Annotated in this window: 19 protein-coding genes and 1 tRNA gene; 10 read left to right on the plus strand and 10 right to left on the minus strand. The window is 55.6% G+C overall.

Features of this window, described 5'->3' with window-relative positions:
• Positions 1-44: 44 nt before the first annotated feature.
• Positions 45-118, minus strand: a tRNA-Gly gene (locus tag ACHUEV_RS03135).
• Between the two features lie 170 nt (positions 119-288).
• Complete coding sequence (locus ACHUEV_RS03140) at positions 289-1,845, minus strand: bifunctional metallophosphatase/5'-nucleotidase (protein ID WP_394177599.1); 1,557 nt, start codon at positions 1,843-1,845, stop codon at positions 289-291.
• A 162-nt stretch (positions 1,846-2,007) separates the two neighbouring features.
• Between ACHUEV_RS03140 and ACHUEV_RS03145 the strand changes: the two genes are divergently transcribed.
• Both ACHUEV_RS03145 and ACHUEV_RS03150 read left to right on the plus strand, forming a co-directional pair.
• Positions 2,008-2,340: a DUF952 domain-containing protein gene (locus ACHUEV_RS03145; protein WP_394177600.1), complete on the plus strand. Its 333-nt coding sequence runs from the start codon at positions 2,008-2,010 to the stop codon at positions 2,338-2,340.
• Positions 2,337-3,389, plus strand: coding sequence for a quinone-dependent dihydroorotate dehydrogenase (locus ACHUEV_RS03150; RefSeq protein ID WP_394177601.1), 1,053 nt, complete (start codon positions 2,337-2,339; stop codon positions 3,387-3,389). Before ACHUEV_RS03145 ends, ACHUEV_RS03150 begins: the two co-directional genes overlap by 4 nt.
• On the opposite strand, the gene ACHUEV_RS03155 is transcribed toward ACHUEV_RS03150, so the two are convergent.
• Genes ACHUEV_RS03155 through ACHUEV_RS03165 form a run of 3 tightly spaced genes read right to left on the minus strand, consistent with a single transcriptional unit; the run spans position 3,366 to position 5,615 of the window.
• Positions 3,366-4,694, minus strand: a complete 1,329-nt coding sequence (locus tag ACHUEV_RS03155) for an MATE family efflux transporter (RefSeq protein ID WP_394177602.1) — start codon at positions 4,692-4,694, stop codon at positions 3,366-3,368. The genes ACHUEV_RS03150 and ACHUEV_RS03155 overlap by 24 nt on opposite strands.
• Positions 4,687-5,178, minus strand: coding sequence for a PaaI family thioesterase (locus ACHUEV_RS03160; protein ID WP_394177603.1), 492 nt, complete (start codon positions 5,176-5,178; stop codon positions 4,687-4,689). Before ACHUEV_RS03160 ends, ACHUEV_RS03155 begins: the two co-directional genes overlap by 8 nt.
• On the minus strand, positions 5,175-5,615 hold the full coding sequence (locus ACHUEV_RS03165) for a PaaI family thioesterase (RefSeq protein WP_394177604.1): 441 nt from the start codon (positions 5,613-5,615) through the stop codon (positions 5,175-5,177). Before ACHUEV_RS03165 ends, ACHUEV_RS03160 begins: the two co-directional genes overlap by 4 nt.
• 144 nt (positions 5,616-5,759) lie before the next feature.
• On the opposite strand from ACHUEV_RS03165, the gene ACHUEV_RS03170 reads away from it, so the two are divergent.
• The 7 genes from ACHUEV_RS03170 (at position 5,760) to ACHUEV_RS03200 (ending at position 13,859) form a co-directional block, all read left to right on the plus strand.
• Complete coding sequence (locus ACHUEV_RS03170) at positions 5,760-6,128, plus strand: MerR family transcriptional regulator (protein WP_394177605.1); 369 nt, start codon at positions 5,760-5,762, stop codon at positions 6,126-6,128.
• 194 nt (positions 6,129-6,322) lie between these two features.
• Entirely contained in the window at positions 6,323-6,724 is a 402-nt protein-coding gene (locus ACHUEV_RS03175; RefSeq protein ID WP_106356566.1) for a MerR family transcriptional regulator, read from the plus strand.
• Positions 6,725-6,765: 41 nt separating this feature from the next.
• Positions 6,766-8,544 (plus strand): acyl-CoA dehydrogenase C-terminal domain-containing protein, encoded by a 1,779-nt coding sequence (locus ACHUEV_RS03180; protein WP_394177606.1) that lies wholly within the window; start codon positions 6,766-6,768, stop codon positions 8,542-8,544.
• A 103-nt stretch (positions 8,545-8,647) separates the two neighbouring features.
• Positions 8,648-9,283, plus strand: coding sequence for a glutathione S-transferase family protein (locus ACHUEV_RS03185; RefSeq protein ID WP_394177607.1), 636 nt, complete (start codon positions 8,648-8,650; stop codon positions 9,281-9,283).
• 12 nt (positions 9,284-9,295) lie between these two features.
• A complete protein-coding gene (locus ACHUEV_RS03190) occupies positions 9,296-10,507 on the plus strand; it encodes an acetyl-CoA C-acetyltransferase (protein ID WP_106745739.1) in 1,212 nt (403 codons plus the stop codon).
• A gap of 12 nt (positions 10,508-10,519) precedes the next feature.
• Positions 10,520-12,715, plus strand: coding sequence for a 3-hydroxyacyl-CoA dehydrogenase NAD-binding domain-containing protein (locus ACHUEV_RS03195; protein ID WP_394177608.1), 2,196 nt, complete (start codon positions 10,520-10,522; stop codon positions 12,713-12,715).
• Between the two features lie 127 nt (positions 12,716-12,842).
• Positions 12,843-13,859 carry a hypothetical protein gene (locus ACHUEV_RS03200; protein ID WP_394177609.1) on the plus strand — a complete coding sequence of 339 codons (1,017 nt, stop codon included), beginning with the start codon at positions 12,843-12,845 and terminating at the stop codon, positions 13,857-13,859.
• Between the two features lie 4 nt (positions 13,860-13,863).
• Here the strand turns inward: ACHUEV_RS03200 and upp are convergent, their stop codons facing one another.
• Genes upp through ACHUEV_RS03225 form a run of 5 tightly spaced genes read right to left on the minus strand, consistent with a single transcriptional unit; the run spans position 13,864 to position 18,342 of the window.
• Positions 13,864-14,496 carry a uracil phosphoribosyltransferase gene (upp, locus tag ACHUEV_RS03205; RefSeq protein ID WP_394177610.1) on the minus strand — a complete coding sequence of 211 codons (633 nt, stop codon included), beginning with the start codon at positions 14,494-14,496 and terminating at the stop codon, positions 13,864-13,866.
• The gene (locus tag ACHUEV_RS03210; RefSeq protein ID WP_394177611.1) at positions 14,489-15,481 is read right to left on the minus strand and encodes an adenosine deaminase; all 993 of its coding nucleotides are present in this window, start codon (positions 15,479-15,481) and stop codon (positions 14,489-14,491) included. The genes upp and ACHUEV_RS03210 overlap by 8 nt, the downstream gene beginning before the upstream one ends.
• The gene (locus ACHUEV_RS03215) at positions 15,478-16,653 is read right to left on the minus strand and encodes a phosphopentomutase (RefSeq protein WP_394177612.1); all 1,176 of its coding nucleotides are present in this window, start codon (positions 16,651-16,653) and stop codon (positions 15,478-15,480) included. Before ACHUEV_RS03215 ends, ACHUEV_RS03210 begins: the two co-directional genes overlap by 4 nt.
• Positions 16,653-17,948, minus strand: coding sequence for a thymidine phosphorylase (locus tag ACHUEV_RS03220; RefSeq protein ID WP_394177613.1), 1,296 nt, complete (start codon positions 17,946-17,948; stop codon positions 16,653-16,655). Before ACHUEV_RS03220 ends, ACHUEV_RS03215 begins: the two co-directional genes overlap by 1 nt.
• Position 17,949: 1 nt before the next feature.
• Positions 17,950-18,342, minus strand: a complete 393-nt coding sequence (locus ACHUEV_RS03225) for a cytidine deaminase (RefSeq protein WP_394177614.1) — start codon at positions 18,340-18,342, stop codon at positions 17,950-17,952.
• Between the two features lie 209 nt (positions 18,343-18,551).
• Between ACHUEV_RS03225 and ACHUEV_RS03230 the strand changes: the two genes are divergently transcribed.
• Positions 18,552-20,831, plus strand: coding sequence for an NADP-dependent malic enzyme (locus ACHUEV_RS03230; protein WP_394177615.1), 2,280 nt, complete (start codon positions 18,552-18,554; stop codon positions 20,829-20,831).
• The last annotated feature ends 12 nt before the right edge of the window (positions 20,832-20,843 follow it).

Here is a 20,843-nt window from a genome sequence, read left to right on the forward strand (position 1 = left end):
CCCTGTTTCACAAGGCAGCCAATCGTATAACTGATGGGAAGGTTTGGAGCGGGCGACGGGAATCGAACCCGTGTCATCAGCTTGGAAGGCTGAGGTCTTACCATTACACAACGCCCGCGCGCTGTAGGGATGAATTATTGCACTGCGGCCAAAGGGTCAAGCGACCACTGCTTTTTCCTTGCACAAATATCCGGCGCCCCGGCATCAAATTTCTAGAAATTTGATTTCCGCCAATAAAAAAGCGCGCCGCGGATAGCCACAGCGCGCCCTTTAGCGGTTTTATGCGCCTTACTTCATCGCGATACGGCCATCGGTGTATGGCTCGTATGGTGCGTGCTCGGCCAGATACTCTGCAGTCACATCCGCAAGGTCTGGGCCAAAGTCATAGGCATCGGATGCATCTTTAAACATCGCGTAACCGTCGCCACCGTTGCGAACATAGTTGTTCGAGACCAGACCATATGTCGCAGCCAGATCAATAGGTTCACCTGCAACCATCACGTCTGACACACGGCTTCCGGCCTCTGCGGCAGCATCAACAGTGAAAGTGATACCAGCAACCTGCGGGAAACGACCTGCGCCCTCTTCGATTTGGCTCACACCGTTTTCAAGCGCAGCAACAACAGTCTCACCGCTCACGTAGAATGTGGACAGAGTGTTCTGGAATGGCAGCACAGTCAGGACTTCACCCATTGTGACGTCGCCTTCATCGATGCTGGCACGGATACCGCCAGAGTTCGCAATCGCGATCTGGATGCCCTGATCTGCAACGCGGTCAAGCATCGCGTCTGCAATCAGGTTACCACCAGAACATTCCATCGCACGGCAAACGTCGCGGTTACCTTCGATCGCAGAAGCCGCAACAGCAACAACTTTGTTACGGATTTCTTCGAGTGGCTCTGCCAGTTCAGCGATACGCGCAACTGTCGTCTCGTCCTCGGCAACTTGGCCGTCGATCAGCAATGGTGCACCAGATGCTTCGGTCAGAACACCAGCGTCATCAAAGGTAACGTTCAACTCACCCAAGAATTTTCCGTAGGCATAGGCCTGCACGATTGCCGTATCGCCAACCATTGTTGGATAAGAACCAGCAGCGCCGTCCATATCACCCAGCAATGTGTTCGAGTGACCACCAACGATCACGTCAACGCCAGTCGTGTTTGCAGCAACCTGCTGGTCAACAACATAGCCAGAGTGCGACAGAACGATGATCTTGTTCACGCCTGCTTCGGTCAGCTTGTCAACTTCGCCCTGAACCGCGTCGGATGGATCAGTAAAGATGATGTTGTCGCCAGGGCTTGCCAGCTCGTCTGTGTCTTGTGGTGTCAGACCGATCAGACCGATCTTTTCGCCGCCCTGCTCAATCACTGTGGACTTCATCAGAACGTCAGCAAGCAAAGGCTCGCCTGATACATCAGCGTTGGACATCAGCACAGGGAATTCAACCGAATCCATGAACCCGCGCAGAACTTCTGGGCCATCGTCGAATTCGTGGTTACCCACTGTCATCGCATCATAGCCAAGCTTGTTCATGAATTCCGCGGCCATCGCACCTTTGTAGTAGGTGTAGAACAATGTGCCTTGGAACTGGTCACCGCCATCCACAAGGATGCTGTTGTTGGTGCGCGCACGCGCATCAGCAATTGCAGTTACCAAACGCGCAGTACCGCCAAAGCATTCGCCAGCAGCGTTGTCTTCGGACGAACAACCGCTGTCATATTTGCTGATCGGCTCAAACCGCGCGTGAAAGTCGTTCGTGTGCAGGATCGTCAGCGAATAGTCGGCCGCAGCGGCCCCCGCAGACAGTGCCAGTGCACAGGTGGATGTCAAAATACGTGAAATCATTGTTTCAGTCCCCAAGTTGGAATGGCCGTAGCTTGGCAACGGCCTAGTTCAGAGTCAAATGGCTTCGCCAATACAGCCCGACTGCCCCTACGTTAAGTTCCAGCATATCCGCGCTGCGATCCGGTGCTTGACCAATTTGTGTGCAACCTCCATGACAACGCCATGCTGATATACAAAATTTTCCGCGCCCACGAATGGGCAGACCTGCAAGCCAAAGGCGAAACCCAAGGTGCGCCGATTGATGTGGCTGATGGATATGTTCACTTTTCCACTGCCGAAACTGTCGCCGAAACTGCCGCGAAGTACTTTGCTGGTGCCGAGGGGCTTGTTTTGCTGGCGCTTGAGGCTGACACACTTGATCCGCTAAAGTGGGAACCTGCCCGCGAAGGCGTGCTGTTCCCCCATCTCTACCGCAATCTACGCATGTCAGATGTGTTGTGGGACGCGCCACTACCGCTGGCCGATGGCATCCACCAATTCCCGGAACTATCATGAAGCTGTTAGAACAAATCGGCCTTGCTGCCCTACGCCGTATTGATTCTGAAACCGCCCATGGTCTTGCACTCAAGGCTTTGAACACAGGGCTTGGCCCGCGCGGCGGCCCGTTCACATCCGACCGGCTGCGCACGCAGTTTGCGGGGCTTGATCTGCCCAACCCGGTTGGCCTTGCTGCCGGCTTTGACAAAAACGCGACTGCGTTGAGTGCGCTAGCCCGCACCGGCTTTGGTTTTCTAGAGGTAGGCGCCGCAACCCCCCGCCCACAGCCCGGCAATCCAAAGCCACGGCTGTTCCGCCTGACCGAAGACCAAGCTGCCATCAACCGCTTTGGGTTCAACAACGACGGGATGGAGGCCATCGGCACCCGCCTTATCCAGCGCCCCAAAGACCGCGTTCTTGGCCTGAACCTTGGCGCGAACAAAGACAGCACTGACCGCGCAGCCGATTTTGCGACAGTGCTGACGCATTGCGGCCCGCACGTTGATTTCGCGACGGTCAATGTGTCGTCGCCCAACACCGAAAAACTGCGTGACCTGCAAGGCAAAGCAGCACTAGCTGCGCTTCTTGCTGGGGTCATGGACGCACGCAATGCGCTTGAGACAAAAATCCCAGTGTTCCTAAAAATCGCACCAGACCTGACCACAGACGAATTGTCCGAAGTGGCCGAGGTCGCAAATGCGTCGGGCATCTCGGCTATCGTGGCGACAAACACCACGCTTGATCGCATTGGTCTGCACGGACAACATGCCGCCGAAAAAGGTGGACTGTCAGGGCAACCCCTGTTCGAAAAATCCACACGGACATTGGCGCAGCTATCCGGCATGACCGACCTGCCTATCATCGGGGTTGGCGGTGTCGGCAGCGCCGAACAGGCCTACCAAAAAATCCGTGCAGGCGCTTCGGTCGTTCAGCTATACACCGCCTTGGTGTACGGCGGCATCTCACTGGTCGATGAAATCACCCGCGGGCTTGATGCATTACTAGAACGCGACGGTTTCGCTAATATTAGTGATGCGGTTGGATCAGGCAGAGGCGACTGGCTCTGAAGCCGCCTCTAACCCCGGATATTTCCATCCCAGTGTGATGCCACGCACAACAAAGCTAAACAGTAACCCCAACCACAGACCGTGGTTCCCATAGGCCTGCATCAAAGGAATCACCGCCGCGAAATAGATGATCGTCGAGATGATCATCATGTTGCGCATGTCCTTTGTTCGGGTGGCACCGATGAATATCCCATCCATCATCCATGGCAGCACGCCAACGATCGGCGCGGCAACCATATAGGGCAGATAGATGGCTGCCGCCTCTTGGACCGGTACGTTCTTTGCCATGATCGCGATGATCGTTGTTCCGAAAACTGCAAAACAGATGGCCAGCACGATACAAATTACGCCGCCCCAGAAGGTGGTCATCACTGCACTTCGGCGCAGCGCAGCGCGTGAACGGGCGCCCATCGCGTTCCCGACCAACGCCTCGGCCGCGACAGCGAAACCATCCATCGCATAGCCGGTGACGCTTAGGAATTGCAGCAGGATATGGTTTGCCGCCAATTGGACCTCTCCAAACTTCGCGCCAAAGAACAAGAAGCTGACAAAAATCGCCTGAAGCAAAACAGAACGGATCATAATGTCCGAATTCACCGCAGCCATGTTGATCAGCCGCGCCCGGTCCAACACCCGCGCCCAGTCGCGCCAATCAGGGACAGCAAACGCTGCACGGCACAGCCACAGCCCCAGTACGACACCGGCCCATTCGGCAATGAACGTCGCCCATGCGACCCCTTGAACGCCCCATTCGAACCCAAGGACAAACAGCAAATCCAACGCAATGTTGGTCCCATTCATCAACAACTGGATTGCGAAGACGGCACCCGTGCGCTCTTGCCCGATCAGCCAACCCGTGATTCCATAAAGCGCGATCATCGCTGGAGCGGACCAAACGCGAATTGCCATATACTGACGCGCGAGGTTTTCGACCTCGGGCGTGGCTGGCGATACGCGGAACGCACCTGCAAACAACAGCCCTTGCAATAAGATAATCGCGACGCCCGCACTAAGGCCGATAATCAGTGAGCGGGTCAAAAGCGCCGCGACCTCGGCCTCGTTTTTTGCGCCGGTCGCTTGCGCGGTCAGACCCGATGTTCCCATACGCAGGAAACCAAAAATCCAATAAATCGCGGTAAGAATGATCGCGCCGATACCGACGGCACCAATTGGTGCCGCCTCGCCCATCTGGCCCACCACGCCCGTATCAACCACGCCAAGGATCGGAACCGTCGCGTTAGATAAAACAACCGGCAGCGCAATGGTCAGGACCCGACGATGCGTCAGGCGCGCGATATCAGCCATTGCGTTGCGGCATTAGGAAATGGCCAGTGGCCTGCGCAAACAGACGGGTTCGATTGTCTTGCCAAGCCTCGACATGAACAGAGGCGTAGCGCCGCCCAGATCGGTTGACCCGCGCGCGCGCATAAGCATCGCGTGGCAGGCCAGTACGCAGATAATCAACGGTGAAATCAATGGTCTTTGGCAGCACGATCCGTGGGGCACCCTCGGTCACTTTTCCGGCTTCCATGTCATCCCAGATCATTGACCAAGTCAGTTCCATAATCGCTGTGACCTCAAGAAAGGCCGCAGTCACGCCACCATGCAACGCAGGCAGCATCGGGTTGCCAATCAGCTTGTCGTCATAGGGCAGAATGCCAGTCAGCTCGTCACCACGACGATCGATTTGAATGCCAAGGAATTGGATATATGGCACACCTTTGACCAGCTTTTGCAGCGCGGCATCGCGGCGTTGCTTGACGACTTGGACAGGTTCAGGGCGCTTCATGCTGGTGCCCTTTCGATTGTGAATGCTCCGGTTGCTGTGGCAACTGGACGCTCAAGATCGGCATCAAAGGCAGTCGCCCGGATAAAGGCGACCGACCGGGTCACATGATAACATTCCGCGCGCGTCGTCAGCTGATCACCGGGTGTCGCCGACCGCATATAGTCGATGCGCAGATCAAGCGTCGCCGTGCCAATCGGCGCAGAAGGATGCGCCATTACAGCAGCCCCGCTACAGGTATCCATCAGCGCCGAAACTGCGCCGCCATGAATAACGCCCGTCTCAGGATCGCCGATCAGACGCGAATCATATGGCATGGTAATCTCGGCCGTGCCTTCGCCAATCTCTGTCAGTTCCATGCCCAATGTCTGCGCATGGGGAATCGCGGCGATAAACTGTCGCGCAATCTTGGTTCGATCAACGGATGTTGGGTCTGCCATTCTTTTTCCTTGCCGTATGTTTTGCTAGGTTCGCACGATTGTGACGCACCGCGCCATATCTGCAAGACCTGATCACAAACTTACCTTACAGACCCCGTTGCCCGACCGCCAAACAGCCGTTACGTTAAGCTAAGGGAGATCGCGATGACTGATAAACGCCTTTCATTCAAAGAGATGTGTGCAGAATTCGATGTAACGCCGCGTACGCTGCGCTACTATGAATACATCGAACTACTTACGCCCGATAAAGAAGGGCGTTCACGGTTCTACGGCCCCAAAGAGCTGGCGCGCATGACATTGATCCTACGTGGACGGCGTTTTGGGTTCTCTCTTGAAGATATCCGCCAATGGCTCATGATTTATGAACATGAAGGCACCGAAGCGCAGATGCGCGAGTGGATTTCTTTGGCTGACCGGCAAATGATCGAACTTGCGGAGCAGAAAAAGCAGCTTGAAGAAACGATGGCAGAGCTGTCCGAACTGCGCGAGTACACCGCCAAAACTTTGGGCTAAATCGGCCCAAAGCGGGAAGATTGCACTCGTCCTCGCCTTTATAAAATTTCACATACCCTAGCGTCATCTTTCTTTACCTTTCGTCAGCTTTGAAATGACGCGACGTTCCGTTTACGTTAACGTCACCTTTGCTTGTAAGCTACGCCTTATATCCGCAAGTGCCGGTCAGATTGATTTGCACCAAGGAACGAGTAATGACGACTGAAATGATGAACATCCGCGAAATGTGCGACGCTTTTGACGTGACCCCACGTACGCTTCGCTTTTACGAATCAAAAGAGCTGCTGTTTCCTGTCCGCGAAGGACAAAAACGGCTTTTCTCAAAACGTGATCGTGCGCGGCTCAAGCTGATCTTGCGCGGCAAACGTTTTGGTTTCAGCCTCGAAGAAATCCGGCAGCTGCTGGACCTATATCACATGGACGACGGCCAAGAGGCGCAATTGTCCAAGACCTACGAAACAGCAGAACGTCACTTGGCGGACATGGAAGCTCAGAAAGCTGAGCTCGAGGAAGCTATTGGCGAACTGAAACAACAAATGGCTTGGGGCGCGGCGAAGCTTGCCGAACTCGGCCAACGGAAAAACGACGCGGCTTAATCCACCGCGTCAAATACAGGACTTTAGGGAGAGACACGACAATGCCAATTTACAACGCACCGACAAAAGACCTGCAGTTCGTTCTGCATGATCTACTGAAAGTCAGTGAGCAAAACATCGAAGGCTACGAAGACCTAGATCGGGAATTCACTGGTGCCGTCCTCGAAGAAGCCGGCAAAGTCGCAACCGAAGTCCTGCACCCGCTCAACGTTGTTGGCGACAAAGAAGGCTGCGTTCTTGAGAACGGAGTTGTTCGCACACCAAACGGCTTCAAAGCTGCGTTTGAGCAAATGAAAGAAGGCGGCTGGACTGCAATGGATTGCGATCCAGAGTATGGCGGTCAGGGCCTGCCCTATGTCATGAACAGCGCTGCACAAGAACCATTTGTGTCAGCAAACATGGCGTTCAACATGTATCAAGGCCTGACACACGGCGCCTACTCCGCGATCCACGCGCACGGAACTGACGAACAAAAACAGAAATACCTGCCAAAGATGGTCACATGCGAATGGACCGGCACCATGAACCTGACCGAACCACATTGTGGTACGGATCTGGGCCTGATGCGCACCAAGGCAGCCCCACAAGCTGATGGCAGCTACAAAATCTCTGGCCAAAAGATCTTCATCTCGGCTGGCGATCACGACATGGCGGATAACATCATCCACCTTGTACTAGCCAAAATCGAAGGCGGCCCAGAAGGCATCAAAGGTGTTTCCCTATTCATCGTGCCAAAATTCATGGTGAACGAGGATGGTTCGCTTGGTGATCGCAATGGCGTGTCTGTTGGCTCTATCGAAGAAAAGATGGGCATCCACGGGAACTCGACCTGCGTCATGAACTATGACGAAGCAACAGGTTACCTGCTGGGCACAGAGCACAAAGGCATGCGTGCAATGTTCACAATGATGAACGAAGCGCGCATCGGCGTTGGCCTGCAAGGCTATGCCCAAGCAGAAAGCGCGTATCAAAACGCCGTTGCCTATGCGAACGACCGCCTGCAAGGGCGTGCCGTAACTGGTGCAGAAAACCCAGATGGCCCTGCCGATCCACTGATCGTACACCCAGATATTCGCCGCAACCTGATGGATCAGAAATCATTCGTCGAAGGTGCGCGTGCATTCACACTTTGGGGTGCAAACCTGATCGACCGCGCACACCGCAATGGCGACAAAGAAGCCGACGGTCTGATTTCCCTGATGACACCCGTCATCAAAGGTTTCCAAACTGACAAAGGCTTTGAATACGCAGTTGCCGCACAACAGGTTTACGGCGGTCACGGCTATATCGAAGAATGGGGCATGTCCCAGTATGCGCGCGACGCACGTATCGCGATGATCTATGAGGGCGCAAACGGCGTTCAGGCGCTTGATCTTGTTGGTCGCAAACTGGCCCAAGACGGCGGCAAGCACGTCATGGCATTCTTTGAGATGATCAAAAACTTCATCAAAGAAAACGAAGGTAACGAAGCGCTGAAAGCTGACTTCCTTGAGCCACTGAAAGCGGCGTCAAAAGACCTGCAAGCTGCTGGTATGTACTTTATGCAAAACGGCATGAAGAACCCGAACCACGCGCTGGCTGGATCATATGACTTTATGCACATGATGGGTCACGTTTGCTTTGGCCTAATGTGGGCGAAAATGGCTAAGGCCGCGATGGAAGCACTCGAAGGTGGCGCATCCGACACAGCGTTCTACGAGACCAAAATCGCAACTGGCAAATACTACATGGCGCGTCAACTTCCGGCGACAGGCATGCACCTCGCACGTATTAACACAGGTGCCGATACTGTGATGGCGCTGGACGCTGCTAACTTCTAAGCTCTGACTGACCGCTCTTGCCGGGTTTCCCGGCAAGAGCATTCGCTATCCATGCACATGCGGCTAGCGAAAACAGGCCCTTCGGGGCGTACAGGGGGAAGATATGACAATGAAATTGCACTGTTTCGGTGAAAGCGGCCATTCGTACAAAGTCGCCATGGCGCTTTCGATGATGGATATCGAATGGGAACCCGTGTTCATCGACTTTTTCAAAGGTGAATCGCGCAGCCCCGAATACCGTGAACTGAACATCATGGGCGAAGCCCCAGTGTTGCAGGACGGCGATCTTACGTTGACGCAATCTGGTGTGATCCTTGATTACCTCAGCTCTAAAACTGGCAAGATGGGTGGTCGCTCGGCCGATGCACGCCGCGAAGTGCTGCGTTGGATGTTCTTTGATAACCATAAGCTGTCCAGCATCGCTGGCATGCTCCGGTTCCAAATGAATTTCCTGCCAGAAGACAAGCGCAACGCAGACGTAATTGCATTTCTATCGGCTCGTCTTGCATCAGCGCTCAAAACGCTCGACGATCAATTGACCAACCACGCGTGGCTGGCAGGCGATGACATCACCGTCGCTGACCTGTGCTGCGCAGGTTACCTATTCTACCCCGAACCATTCTCATTCGACCGCAAAGATTACCCTCATATCGACCGTTGGCTTGATGCAATCGCATCCCAGCCTGGTTGGAAACCACCTTATGAACTAATGCCCGGCAGCCCCGCTGACCGTGCCTGAACGGAGGAAACTATGACCGAAGCCTATATCTATGACACCGTGCGCACTCCGCGCGGCAAGGGCCGCAAAGACGGCAGCCTGCACGAGGTGAACTCTGCACGCTTGTCCGCTGGCGTTCTGAATGCGCTCAAAGAGCGTAACAACCTTGAAGGTCACGCCGTGGAGGATGTGATCTGGGGGAATGTCACCCAAGTTGGCGAACAGGGCGGTTGCCTTGCGCGTACTGCGGTTTTGGCTTCAGACCTTGACCAGTCGATCCCCGGTCTTGCGATCAACCGTTTCTGTGCATCCGGTATGGAAGCCGTGAACCTTGCTGCAAACCAAGTCAAAGGCGGCGCAGGTTCTGCATATATCGCTGGTGGCGTGGAAATGATGGGCCGCGTGCCAATGGGTTCTGACGGCGCTGCAATCGCTGTCGATCCATCCATCGCGATGGACACTTATTTCGTCCCCCAAGGTATCTCTGCTGATATCATAGCGACCGAATACGGGTTCACCCGTGAAATGGCCGACCAGCTTGCCATGGAAAGCCAAAAGCGCGCTGCGGCCGCTTGGGAAGACAACCGTTTTGCCAAATCCATCGTGCCCGTAACTGACGTGAATGGCCTGACCATTCTGGACCGTGACGAATACATGCGCCCCGGCACAGACATGCAGTCGCTTGGCGGCCTGAACCCAGCGTTCCAAGCCATGGGCGAAACCATGCCCGGCTTTGATAAAGTCGCACTGATGAAATACCCGCACCTTGAGCGGATCAACCACATCCACCACGCTGGTAACTCATCCGGTATCGTGGACGGTGCGGCTGGTGTCTTGATCGGTTCCAAAGAATACGGCGAAGCAATGGGGATCAAACCTCGCGCTGTGATCCGTGCCACTGCGAAAATCGGCACAGACCCAACCATCATGCTGACAGGCCCAGTGCCCGTGACAGAAAAAATCATGAAAGACAGCGGCATGTCCATCAGCGACATCGACCTGTTCGAAGTGAACGAAGCATTCGCATCCGTTGTTCTGCGCTTCATGCAGGCGTTCAACGTGGACGACAGCAAGGTCAACGTGAACGGTGGTTCAATCGCTATGGGTCACCCCCTAGGTGCCACTGGCGCGATCATCATCGGCACCCTGCTGGACGAGCTTGAACGCACTGGCAAAGGCACTGGTCTTGCCACGCTTTGCATCGCATCCGGCATGGGTGCAGCCACAATTATTGAACGCGTGTAAGGGGCCACTGTTATGACTGACTTTACAATGAACAAAGGCGCTGACGGCGTCGCAATCATCACTTGGGACGTTCAGGGTAAATCCATGAACGTCATGTCCATGGAGGCTTGGCCCGTTCTAGACGGCCTTGTTGACGACGCGCTGGCCGACGATGCAGTCAAAGGCATCGTGATTACATCCGGCAAAGACACATTTGCTGGCGGTATGGACCTGAACATCATCGCAAAGATGAAAGAAAGCGCTGGCGACAACCCTGCCAAGGGTCTGTTTGACGGTCTGATGGGCATGCACGCCGTCCTGCGCAAAATCGAACGCGCAGGCATGGACCCAAAAACCAACAAAGGTGGCAAACCTATCGCAGCCGCCCTGCCCGGCACTGCGCTTGGCATTGGTCTGGAAATCCCGCTGGCCTGTCACCGTATCTTTGCGGCTGATAACCCCAAAGCCAAAATCGGCCTACCAGAAATCATGGTTGGCATCTTCCCCGGCGCTGGCGGCACAACACGTCTGTCACGCAAGCTGGGCGCAATGGGTGCATCGCCCCTTCTTCTCGAAGGCAAACTAAACGACCCTAAGAAAGCCAAAGCAGCTGGGGTGATCGACGAAGTGGTTCCTGCTGACGAACTGCTGGACGCAGCCAAAGCATGGGTTCTGTCAGAGCCTAAAATCGTGAAACCATGGGATGAAAAGGGCTATAAAATGCCCGGCGGTGCGCCGTACCACCCTGCTGGCTTCATGACCTTTGTTGGCGCATCCGCAATGGTCAACGGCAAGACCCAAGGCGCATTCCCTGCAGCCAAGGCCCTGCTGTCTGCCGTCTACGAAGGCGCATTGGTCCCATTCGACACAGCGCTTAAGATCGAGGCACGTTGGTTCACCAACATCCTGATGAACCCATCTTCATCTGCTATGATCCGCAGCCTCTTCATTAACAAAGAAGCGCTTGAAAAAGGTGCGAACCGCCCAGACGTCGCAGACCAAAAGGTCAAAAAGGTCGGCATCATCGGCGCTGGCATGATGGGCGCAGGCATCGCGCTTGTTTCTGCATTGGCTGGCATTCAGGTTGTCCTGATCGACAGCACACAAGAGGCCGCAGACAAAGGCAAATCCTACACTACGTCCTACATGGACAAAGGGATTTCCCGCAAAAAAGCGACCGAAGAGAAAAAAGAAGCCGTGCTTGGCCTGATCAACGCGACAACAGATTACGCCGCACTGAGCGGCTGTGATCTGATCGTTGAAGCCGTGTTCGAAGACGTGGGCGTCAAAGCCGAGGTCACGAAAAAGGTACAAGCTGTCGTCGGACCTGACTGCATCTTTGCGACCAACACATCGACCCTGCCAATCACTGAACTTGCTAAGGCATCGAACGACGCTGAAAAGTTCATCGGCATCCACTTCTTTAGCCCTGTCGACAAGATGCTTCTGGTCGAGATCATCAAAGGCAAAGGAACTGGTTCCGTGGCTGTGGCCAAGGCGCTCGATTTCGTGCGCCAGATCCGCAAGACACCAATCGTCGTCAACGACGAACGGTTCTTCTATGCGAACCGCTGCATCATTCCATACATCAACGAAGGTATTCGGATGGTGAAGGAAGGTGTCGAACCTGCGCTGATCGAAAACGCGGCGAAACTGCTGGGCATGCCGCTTGGTCCGCTTCAGCTGGTCGACGAAACCTCTGTTGATCTGGGCGTGAAAATCGCCAAGGCGACAAAGGCCGCTATGGGCGACGAATACCCAGATGGCGAAGTCGACGAAATTCTGTTCTGGATGTTTGATCAAAAACGTCTGGGCCGCAAATCTAACAGCGGGTTCTACAGCTACGACGACAAAGGCAAACGTACCGGTCTTTGGGAAGGTCTAGCCGCGCAGTACCCTGTTGCAGACGACCAGCCTGAACTGACCACAGTGCAGCACCGTTTGATGTTCGCTCAGGTACTCGAAGCTGTCCGCGCGCTTGAAGAAGGCGTGCTGGAAGACATCCGCGAAGGTGACGTTGGCGCGATCCTTGGCTGGGGCTTTGCGCCTTGGTCTGGTGGCCCGTTCAGCTGGCTGGACATCATCGGCACACCATATGCGGCAGAACGCTGTGACCAACTGACGACCGAATTCGGCCCACGGTTCACAACCCCTGCCCTGCTACGTGAAATGGCGGACAAGAACCAAGAGTTCTACAAGCGCTTCGCTGCCGCTGAAAAAGCTGCTTAAGACAAACGGCGCATCCTGTTTTTACAGGGTGCGCCAACCCAGTTGGGTTTTGCCCGCCTACTGGTGATTACCGACATGACAATACGTCCGCCCCGCGATATTGTTTTGAAAAAAGGCAGTTCGGGCAATGACAGCACTTGATAAATATGAGCGGCTGGAATGCGACGGCTTGTGGCGCGCTGACAGCGATGCGCAGCGGCGCGACGTCGTCATTTCCTTTGGCAACGCGACACTGGTGATCGCGGATGGCGCAGGGCGTCCGCTGACCCACTGGTCGCTTCCGGCAATCCTACGCACAAACCCCGGCGAAACGCCCGCAATCTATGCCCCCGGCGATGACGCCGACGAAACCATCGAAATCTCAGACGACCTGATGATCGACGCCATTGGCGAAATCCAAAAGGCGCTCGACAAGGCGCGACCAAAACCCGGAAAACTACGTCACCTGACGACAGCTGGCATCACCGCCACAGCACTCGCGCTGGCCGTTTTCTGGCTACCCGGTGCATTGACGCGCCAGACGCTTTCAGTCGTGCCAATTTCAAAACGCACCGAAATCGGCGCAACGATGTTGGGCCACATGCAAGCAACGACTGGCGCAGCATGCCGCGAACCGCGTGCAAACGAAGCGGCAGTAAAGCTCGCTCAGCGCCTGTTTGGGGCAGAAACACGCACCAAAATCGTGGTTGTCCCGCATCTGGACCAAGGTGCGGTTTCCATCCCCGGACGGCTGATTTTGCTGGATTACGGGTTGTTGCAACAGGCGGACGATCCAGCAGCGCCTGCTGGGTTTATAGTGGCTAGCCGCGCAGGAACCGGCGAAAATGACCCACTGGAAACTGTACTGCACAGCGCAGGGCTTGGCGTCACGTTCAAGCTGTTAACAACGGGCGAAATCCCGTCCGAAGTACTGCAAGAAAACGCGCAAGAAATCACCGCAGGAACAGGTTCAACACCGAACCGGGCCAAACTACGCGCTGCGTTCAGCGCCGCACAAATCCCGCATGCGCCTTATCTTGCGCTGCTAGATGAAATGACTGGGAATATGCCTGATTTGGGCGTGGACCCGCTCGAGGGTGAAACACTGCCCGCCATTTTGACGGACAGTGAATGGGTAAGCTTGCAGAACATCTGCAACATCTAAACGTTTATTTGGTGCCGAACATCCGGTCGCCAGCGTCGCCAAGCCCGGGCACGATATAGCCTTTGTCGTTCAGCTTTTCATCGATGGCCGCAGTAACAATCGGCACATCGGGGTGTGCTTCTTTCATGCGGGCGATGCCTTCGGGTGACGCAAGCAAGCACAAGAAACGAATGTTCTTGGCACCCGCCTTTTTCAGTAGATCAATCGCCGCGACTGACGAATTACCTGTGGCCAGCATTGGATCGACGGCAATGACCAAACGGTCTTCTAGCTCGGTTGGGACTTTGAAATAATACTGCACCGGCTCTAGCGTTTCTTCATCGCGGTAAAGCCCGACAAAACCAACACGTGCAGACGGGATCAATTCCAAAACCCCATCCAACAGACCGTTGCCCGCGCGCAAGATCGACACAAGCGCCAACTTTTTGCCGTCAATAACAGGCGCATCCATTGTCTGCAGCGGCGTTTCAATCTGCCTGGTCGTCATCGGCAGACCGCGCGTGACCTCGTACGCCAATAGCTGGCTAATCTCGCGCAATAGCTGCCGGAACACAGCAGTCGATGTATCCTTCTGGCGCATCAGCGTCAGTTTGTGTTGCACCAATGGGTGGGTGACGTGGGTGACATGATCAGTCATTTTTAGGCTCCAATCGTTTTGCCACACGGGCGCGGGTTTCTTCGTCGCAAAAGGCGGCGTTCAAGGCGGTCTCATTCAGAGCCCTGAAATCGTCTTCGCCCCAGCCAAATGTCTTGGCTAGCATTTCGTATTCAGCAGTCATTGTCGTGTGAAAGAACGGCGGATCATCCGTAGATACCGTCACTGGCACACCAGCGTCGCGTAGTTTCGCAATCGGATGCGCCCCCCAGCCAGTGACCGCTTTCAGCACAACGTTTGAACCCGGGCAAACCTCTAGCACGACACCCTTATCAGCGATCTCTTCCACCAGGTTCGCATCATCAATCGCGCCAATGCCGTGGCCGATGCGTTCGACCTTCAGGTCGCGAATAGTCTCGGCAACCATCGAAGGCCCGCCCCATTCGCCAGCATGCGCCGTCAACTGCAAACCCGCCTCGCGCGCCATGTCAAAACTATAGGCATAGTCACGCGGACGCCCGGCCATTTCGCCGCCGGCCATGCCAAACCCGGTGATGAAATCGCCCTTGGTTTCGGCGGCACAACGGGCTGCGACCTTACACTGATCAGGGCCAAAGTGCCGGATCCCCGTTACGATACCACGCAAGGTAATACCCATCGTGCGTTCGGCCTCATCCGCGGCGTCCTTCATCGCCGCCAGATAATCGCGCCATGCGGAAACATCGCCGCCACCGCAGAAATCAGGTGACACGAATGTCTCCATATAGACGACGCCATGCGCGGCGGTTTCTTCCAGCACAGCCATGGTTAGGCGGCGGAAATCCTCGGGCGATTGCAGCGGCTCACATGCGGCTTCATACACTTTTAGGAAATGATCGAAGTCGCGAAATGCGTAGCTGCCATCTGCGTTAAAGATGCCGCTAATATCGATATTCTTTTCGCGGGCCAGCCCAGCGATGAACGCAGGCGGCGCCGATCCTTCAAGGTGCGTATGCAGTTCGACCTTTGGGATATCTTTGAAATTCATAGGAAACTGCGCCCCTCTCCGTTATACTTTACGCCCAAGTGCGCTGCGATGCTCGCTGCAACGTCAGTGAACGCCAATTGGCCAAGTTCCCGCGCACCGATCCCATGGACCAGCACAGGAACCCGCTCGCGGGTGTGGTCAGTCCCGGACCAAGTCGGGTCATTGCCATGATCTGCCGTGACGATCAACAGATCATCGGGGCGCAATCGGGGTAAGATACGCCCAAGTTCCGCGTCAAACCATTCAAGATGCCCGGCATACCCTTGGGGATCACGACGATGGCCAAATTCACTGTCAAATTCGACGAGATTGGCAAAGACCAAAGCACCATCGTCGGCCTCGTCCACCAAATCGCTGATATGCCCCATCAACGCGTCGTCGCGCCCTTTGCGCAGGTCATCGATGCCGCGCATCGAAAAGATGTCGCCAATCTTGCCGACCGCATAAACCTTGCGGCCCGCATCGTGGACGTAGTCACAGATCGTCGGGGATGGCGGCGCAATCGCGAAATCTTTGCGGTTGCTGGTGCGTTTGAAATCACCCGGCTCACCCACGAACGGCCGTGCAATCACACGACCTACTTTCATTTCGTGCAGCAGTGGCGCGATATCGGCACAAAGCTTTAGCAGGCGATCCAATCCAAAATGTTCTTCATGCGCAGCAATCTGCAGAACCGAATCCGCCGAAGTATAACAAATCGGCCATCCGGTTTTCAGATGCGCTTCGCCCTCTTCCTCGATGATCGTGGTGCCAGACGAATGGCGGTTCCCCAAAATGCCGTCCGTACCAGCCGCCGCGCAAATTTGCGCAACAACCTCATCTGGAAACGCTGGCTGCGCGTCAGGGAACACGTGCCAATCCCACGGGACAGGCACACCTGCCAGTTCCCAATGACCTGAGGGCGTATCTTTGCCCTGTGAAACTTCGGTCGCAGCACCCCAGCCACCGGTGGGCGCGGTGCCCATGCCCGGAGCGTCCTCTCCTGATGCCAGCTTAACGGCGGCACCCAGCCCCAGCGCATCCATCACAGGAACCTGTAGTGCCGCTGTCTGCGCAATATGCGCCACTGTATTCGCACCCGTATCGGGCAAGTCACCATTAAAGAACTGATCCGCATCTGGCGCACCGCCAATACCGACGCTGTCGATGACAATCAAAAATGCGCGCGCCATCATGTGATCCTTTCAATAATCAGTGGGCCGGGTTTTGCTGCGTCACCGATGCGCACGGCGGCCTGCACGGCAGCCACAGCCTCTGCTGCGTCGCCATCAGTCGCAGCATGCACCATGCAAAGCGCGTCACCCGCAGCAACGGCACCCCCTAGCGCAATCATATCGGTAAAGCCAACAGACGGATTGATTTTGTCCGTCTCAACGTGACGTCCGCCACCCAAAGCAACCACTGCAAATCCTAGCGCCTCACCATCAATGGCAGCAATGTGCCCCGCTGTGGGGGCCGGAACCGGCTTGACCACCGGCGCTTTGGGCAGATGGGTGTGCCAGTCATCAGCCATGTCAGGCGGGCCACCCAAGGCGGCAACCATCTGGCCAAATTTCTCCATCGCGGCACCGGAACTGATCGCGCGGGTTACCTGCTCCTCGGCATCTTCAACACCGCGCATCGCCAATAGCCGCACACATAGCGCAACAGTCAATTCATAAAGCCGTGGCGCAGCAGCGGCGTTGCCTGATAGAACCTCCATACAGACAGCCACCTCAACCGCATTGCCTAATGCGGGTGCCAGAGGCGCATTCATATCGGTGATCATCGCCTCGGTTTTGCAGCCTGCACCATTGCTGGCATCAACCAATGCACGCGCCAATGCCTCCGCATCTTGCGGCGTTTTCATAAACGCGCCCGAACCACATTTCACATCAAGGATCAGCCCCTCGAGCCCCGCCGCCAGCTTTTTCGCTAGAATTGAGGCCGTGATCAGATCCACGCTTTCAACCGTCGCGGTCACGTCACGGATCGCATAAAGACGCTTGTCGGCTGGGGCAATCTGCCCCGTCGCACTGACAATGGCACAGCCGATATCACGGGTAATCTGATGCAACCGGCGTTCAGTCACATCAACAGACAAACCGGGGATCGCCTCAAGCTTATCCAGCGTACCGCCCGTATGCCCCAACCCACGACCAGAGATCATCGGCACGTAAACACCACATGCGGCCAAAGTCGGCGCAAGGATCAAAGATACGCAGTCCCCCACGCCACCAGTCGAATGTTTATCCAACACGGGACCCGGCAAATCCCAATGCAAAACGTCGCCACTATCACGCATACCTTTGGTCAGCGAAACGCGGCCCTCGTCAGACAGGCCATTCAAGCAAACAGCCATCGCAAAGGCACCGGCTTGCGCGTCGCTGACTTCACCAGTCGCCAGACCTTTGGCAAACCATGCCAATTCTTCTGCACTAGGTGTGTGATGGCGGCGCACCGCAGCTATGATCGCACGGGCATCCATCTTAGACGCGGCTCATGTAATCTGCGTCAAAACTGCCCGGCAGCAAATCAGCAACGGTTGTCTGCGCCGTCACGCCATCCACGGTCGTCAGGGTCACAACTACATCACCATCCGCGAATTCCGCGATCTTTTGACGGCAACCGCCACAGCAACTGATGGGTTTAGGACTATCCGCAATCACGGCAATTTCGGCAATTCGTGTATCGCCTGCGGCAATCATCGCGGCAATCGCACCGGCCTCGGCGCATGTGCCTTCGGGATAGGCGACGTTTTCAACGTTGCAGCCAGCATAGACGGCACCTGACGTCGCCTTAATAGCAGCACCTACTTTGAACTTTGAATAAGGGGCATAGGCGTTTTCACGCACAGCACGCGCTGTTTCGATAAGGGTCATCATTCTCTCCGTATTGGTTCACACAGAGTGATCTTTGACGCTTGCGGATGCAAGACCAGACAATGCGTAAACGAAACCAACAGGCGGCAATTTGACTGTCATTGCGTCGAATGATTTGCCAAATGCCCCTAAACTGTGATTAACGACAGCCAACAACTTCCGTTGCGGCATGAGAATGGTTTAACGTTAAACCATATTTGGAGGAACCGATGACAGACGACGCAAAAGACAGCACGCGGCAGGCAGCGCTGGACTATCACCAGTTCCCAAAACCCGGGAAACTTGAAATTCGCGCAACCAAGCCTTTGGCGAACGGCCGCGATCTGTCACGTGCTTACTCGCCCGGCGTCGCCGAAGCCTGTCTTGAGATCAAAGCAAACCCAGATACCGCCCGCGATTACACAACACGTGGTAACCTTGTGGGCGTTGTGACCAACGGCACTGCGGTTCTCGGCCTTGGAAATATTGGCGGGTTGGCCTCGAAGCCTGTCATGGAAGGCAAAGCAGTCCTATTCAAAAAGTTCGCCAATATCGATTGCTTTGATATTGAACTAAATGAACCCGACCCCGAAAAATTGGCCGATATCGTCTGCGCGCTCGAACCCACCTTCGGCGCGATTAACTTAGAAGACATCAAAGCACCCGACTGTTTCATTGTCGAAAAAATCTGCCGTGAACGGATGAACATCCCCGTGTTCCACGACGATCAGCACGGTACCGCCATCGTTGTTGGTGCTGCCGCAACCAACGCGCTGCGCGTCGCCGGCAAGAAATTCGAAGACATCAAAATCGTTAGCACAGGCGGCGGCGCGGCTGGCATCGCATGTCTGAACATGCTGCTGAAACTTGGCGTAAAGCGTGAAAACGTGTGGCTGTGTGATATCGAAGGTCTTGTTTACAACGGCCGAGAAAAGGACATGACGCCGCAAAAAGCCGAATACGCCCAAGGCACAACACCAGCGACCTTAAACGATGTAATCGCTGGTGCTGACATGTTCCTTGGCCTGTCTGGCCCCGGTGTTTTGAAACCCGAAATGGTCGCGCAGATGACCGATGCGCCAATCATCTTTGCGCTGGCAAACCCCACGCCAGAAATCAGCCCCGATGACGCCCGCGCAGTAAAACCCGACGCGATCATCGCGACCGGCCGCAGCGATTTCCCGAACCAGGTCAACAACGTTCTCTGCTTCCCGTTCATCTTCCGCGGTGCGCTGGACGTTGGCGCAACCGACATCAACGACGAGATGAAGATCGCCTGCATCGAAGGTATCGCCGCCCTCGCCCGCGCAACGACAAGTGCCGAGGCAGCAGCAGCTTACACAGGTGAAAAGCTGACATTCGGTGCCGACTACCTGATCCCGAAACCCTTTGATCCACGCCTTATGGGTGTCGTCGCCAGCTCTGTCGCGAAGGCAGCAATGGAAACCGGCATCGCAACCCGCCCCATCGCGGATATGACCGCATATAAGGCAAACTTGGACGGATCCGTCTTTAAATCCGCCATGATCATGCGCCCTGTCTTTGACGCGGCACGCACTGTGACACGCAGCATTGTCTTTGCCGAAGGCGAAGACGAACGCGTGCTGCGCGCATCCCAAGCAATCATGGAAGAAACGACAGACACGCCAATCCTAATCGGTCGTCCAGACGTGATCGCCCAGCGTTGCGAACGTGCGGGCCTGAAAATCCGCCCCGGCGTAGATTTCAGCATCGTGAACCCGGAAAATGATCCGCGTTACCGCGATTATTGGGAAACCTACCACAACCTGATGGCCCGCAAAGGGGTAACGCCTGATCTGGCCAAGGCGATCATGCGGACAAACACCACCGCCATCGGCGCCGTCATGGTCCACCGTGGCGAAGCAGACAGCCTGATCTGTGGCACATTTGGTCAATTCCGCTGGCACTTGAAATACGTGACCGAGATCCTCGGAAACGAGACCCTTCATCCGGTTGGTGCCCTGTCCCTGATGATCCTTGAAGATGGGCCATTGTTCGTGGCCGATACCCAAGTGCACTCGGAACCAACACCAGAACAAATCGCCGAAACTGTCATCGGGGCGGCCCGCCATGTGCGCCGCTTTGGGGTCGAACCCAAGATCGCGCTCTGTTCGCACAGCCAATTCGGCAATCTTGATTGCGACACAGGCATACGTATGCGTGCCGCAATGGCGATCCTAGACAGCCAACCGCGCGACTTTGCCTACGAGGGCGAAATGCACATCGATGCCGCGCTAGACGTCGAACTACGCAACCGCGTCTTCCCAGACGCCCACCTTCCGGGCGCTGCAAACGTATTGATCTTTGCCAACACCGACGCCGCATCAGGCGTGCGCAACATCCTGAAAATGAAAGGCGGCGGGCTAGAGGTCGGACCGATCCTCATGGGCATGGGCAACCGCTGTCATATTGTCACACCATCCATCACGCCACGCGGCCTGCTGAACATGTCGGCGCTGGCGGGGACACCGGTCGCGCATTATGGCTAACAAATGGAACGC

Source organism: Yoonia maritima, from assembly GCF_043641945.1.
Classification (GTDB): Bacteria; Pseudomonadota; Alphaproteobacteria; order Rhodobacterales; family Rhodobacteraceae; genus Yoonia; species Yoonia maritima_B.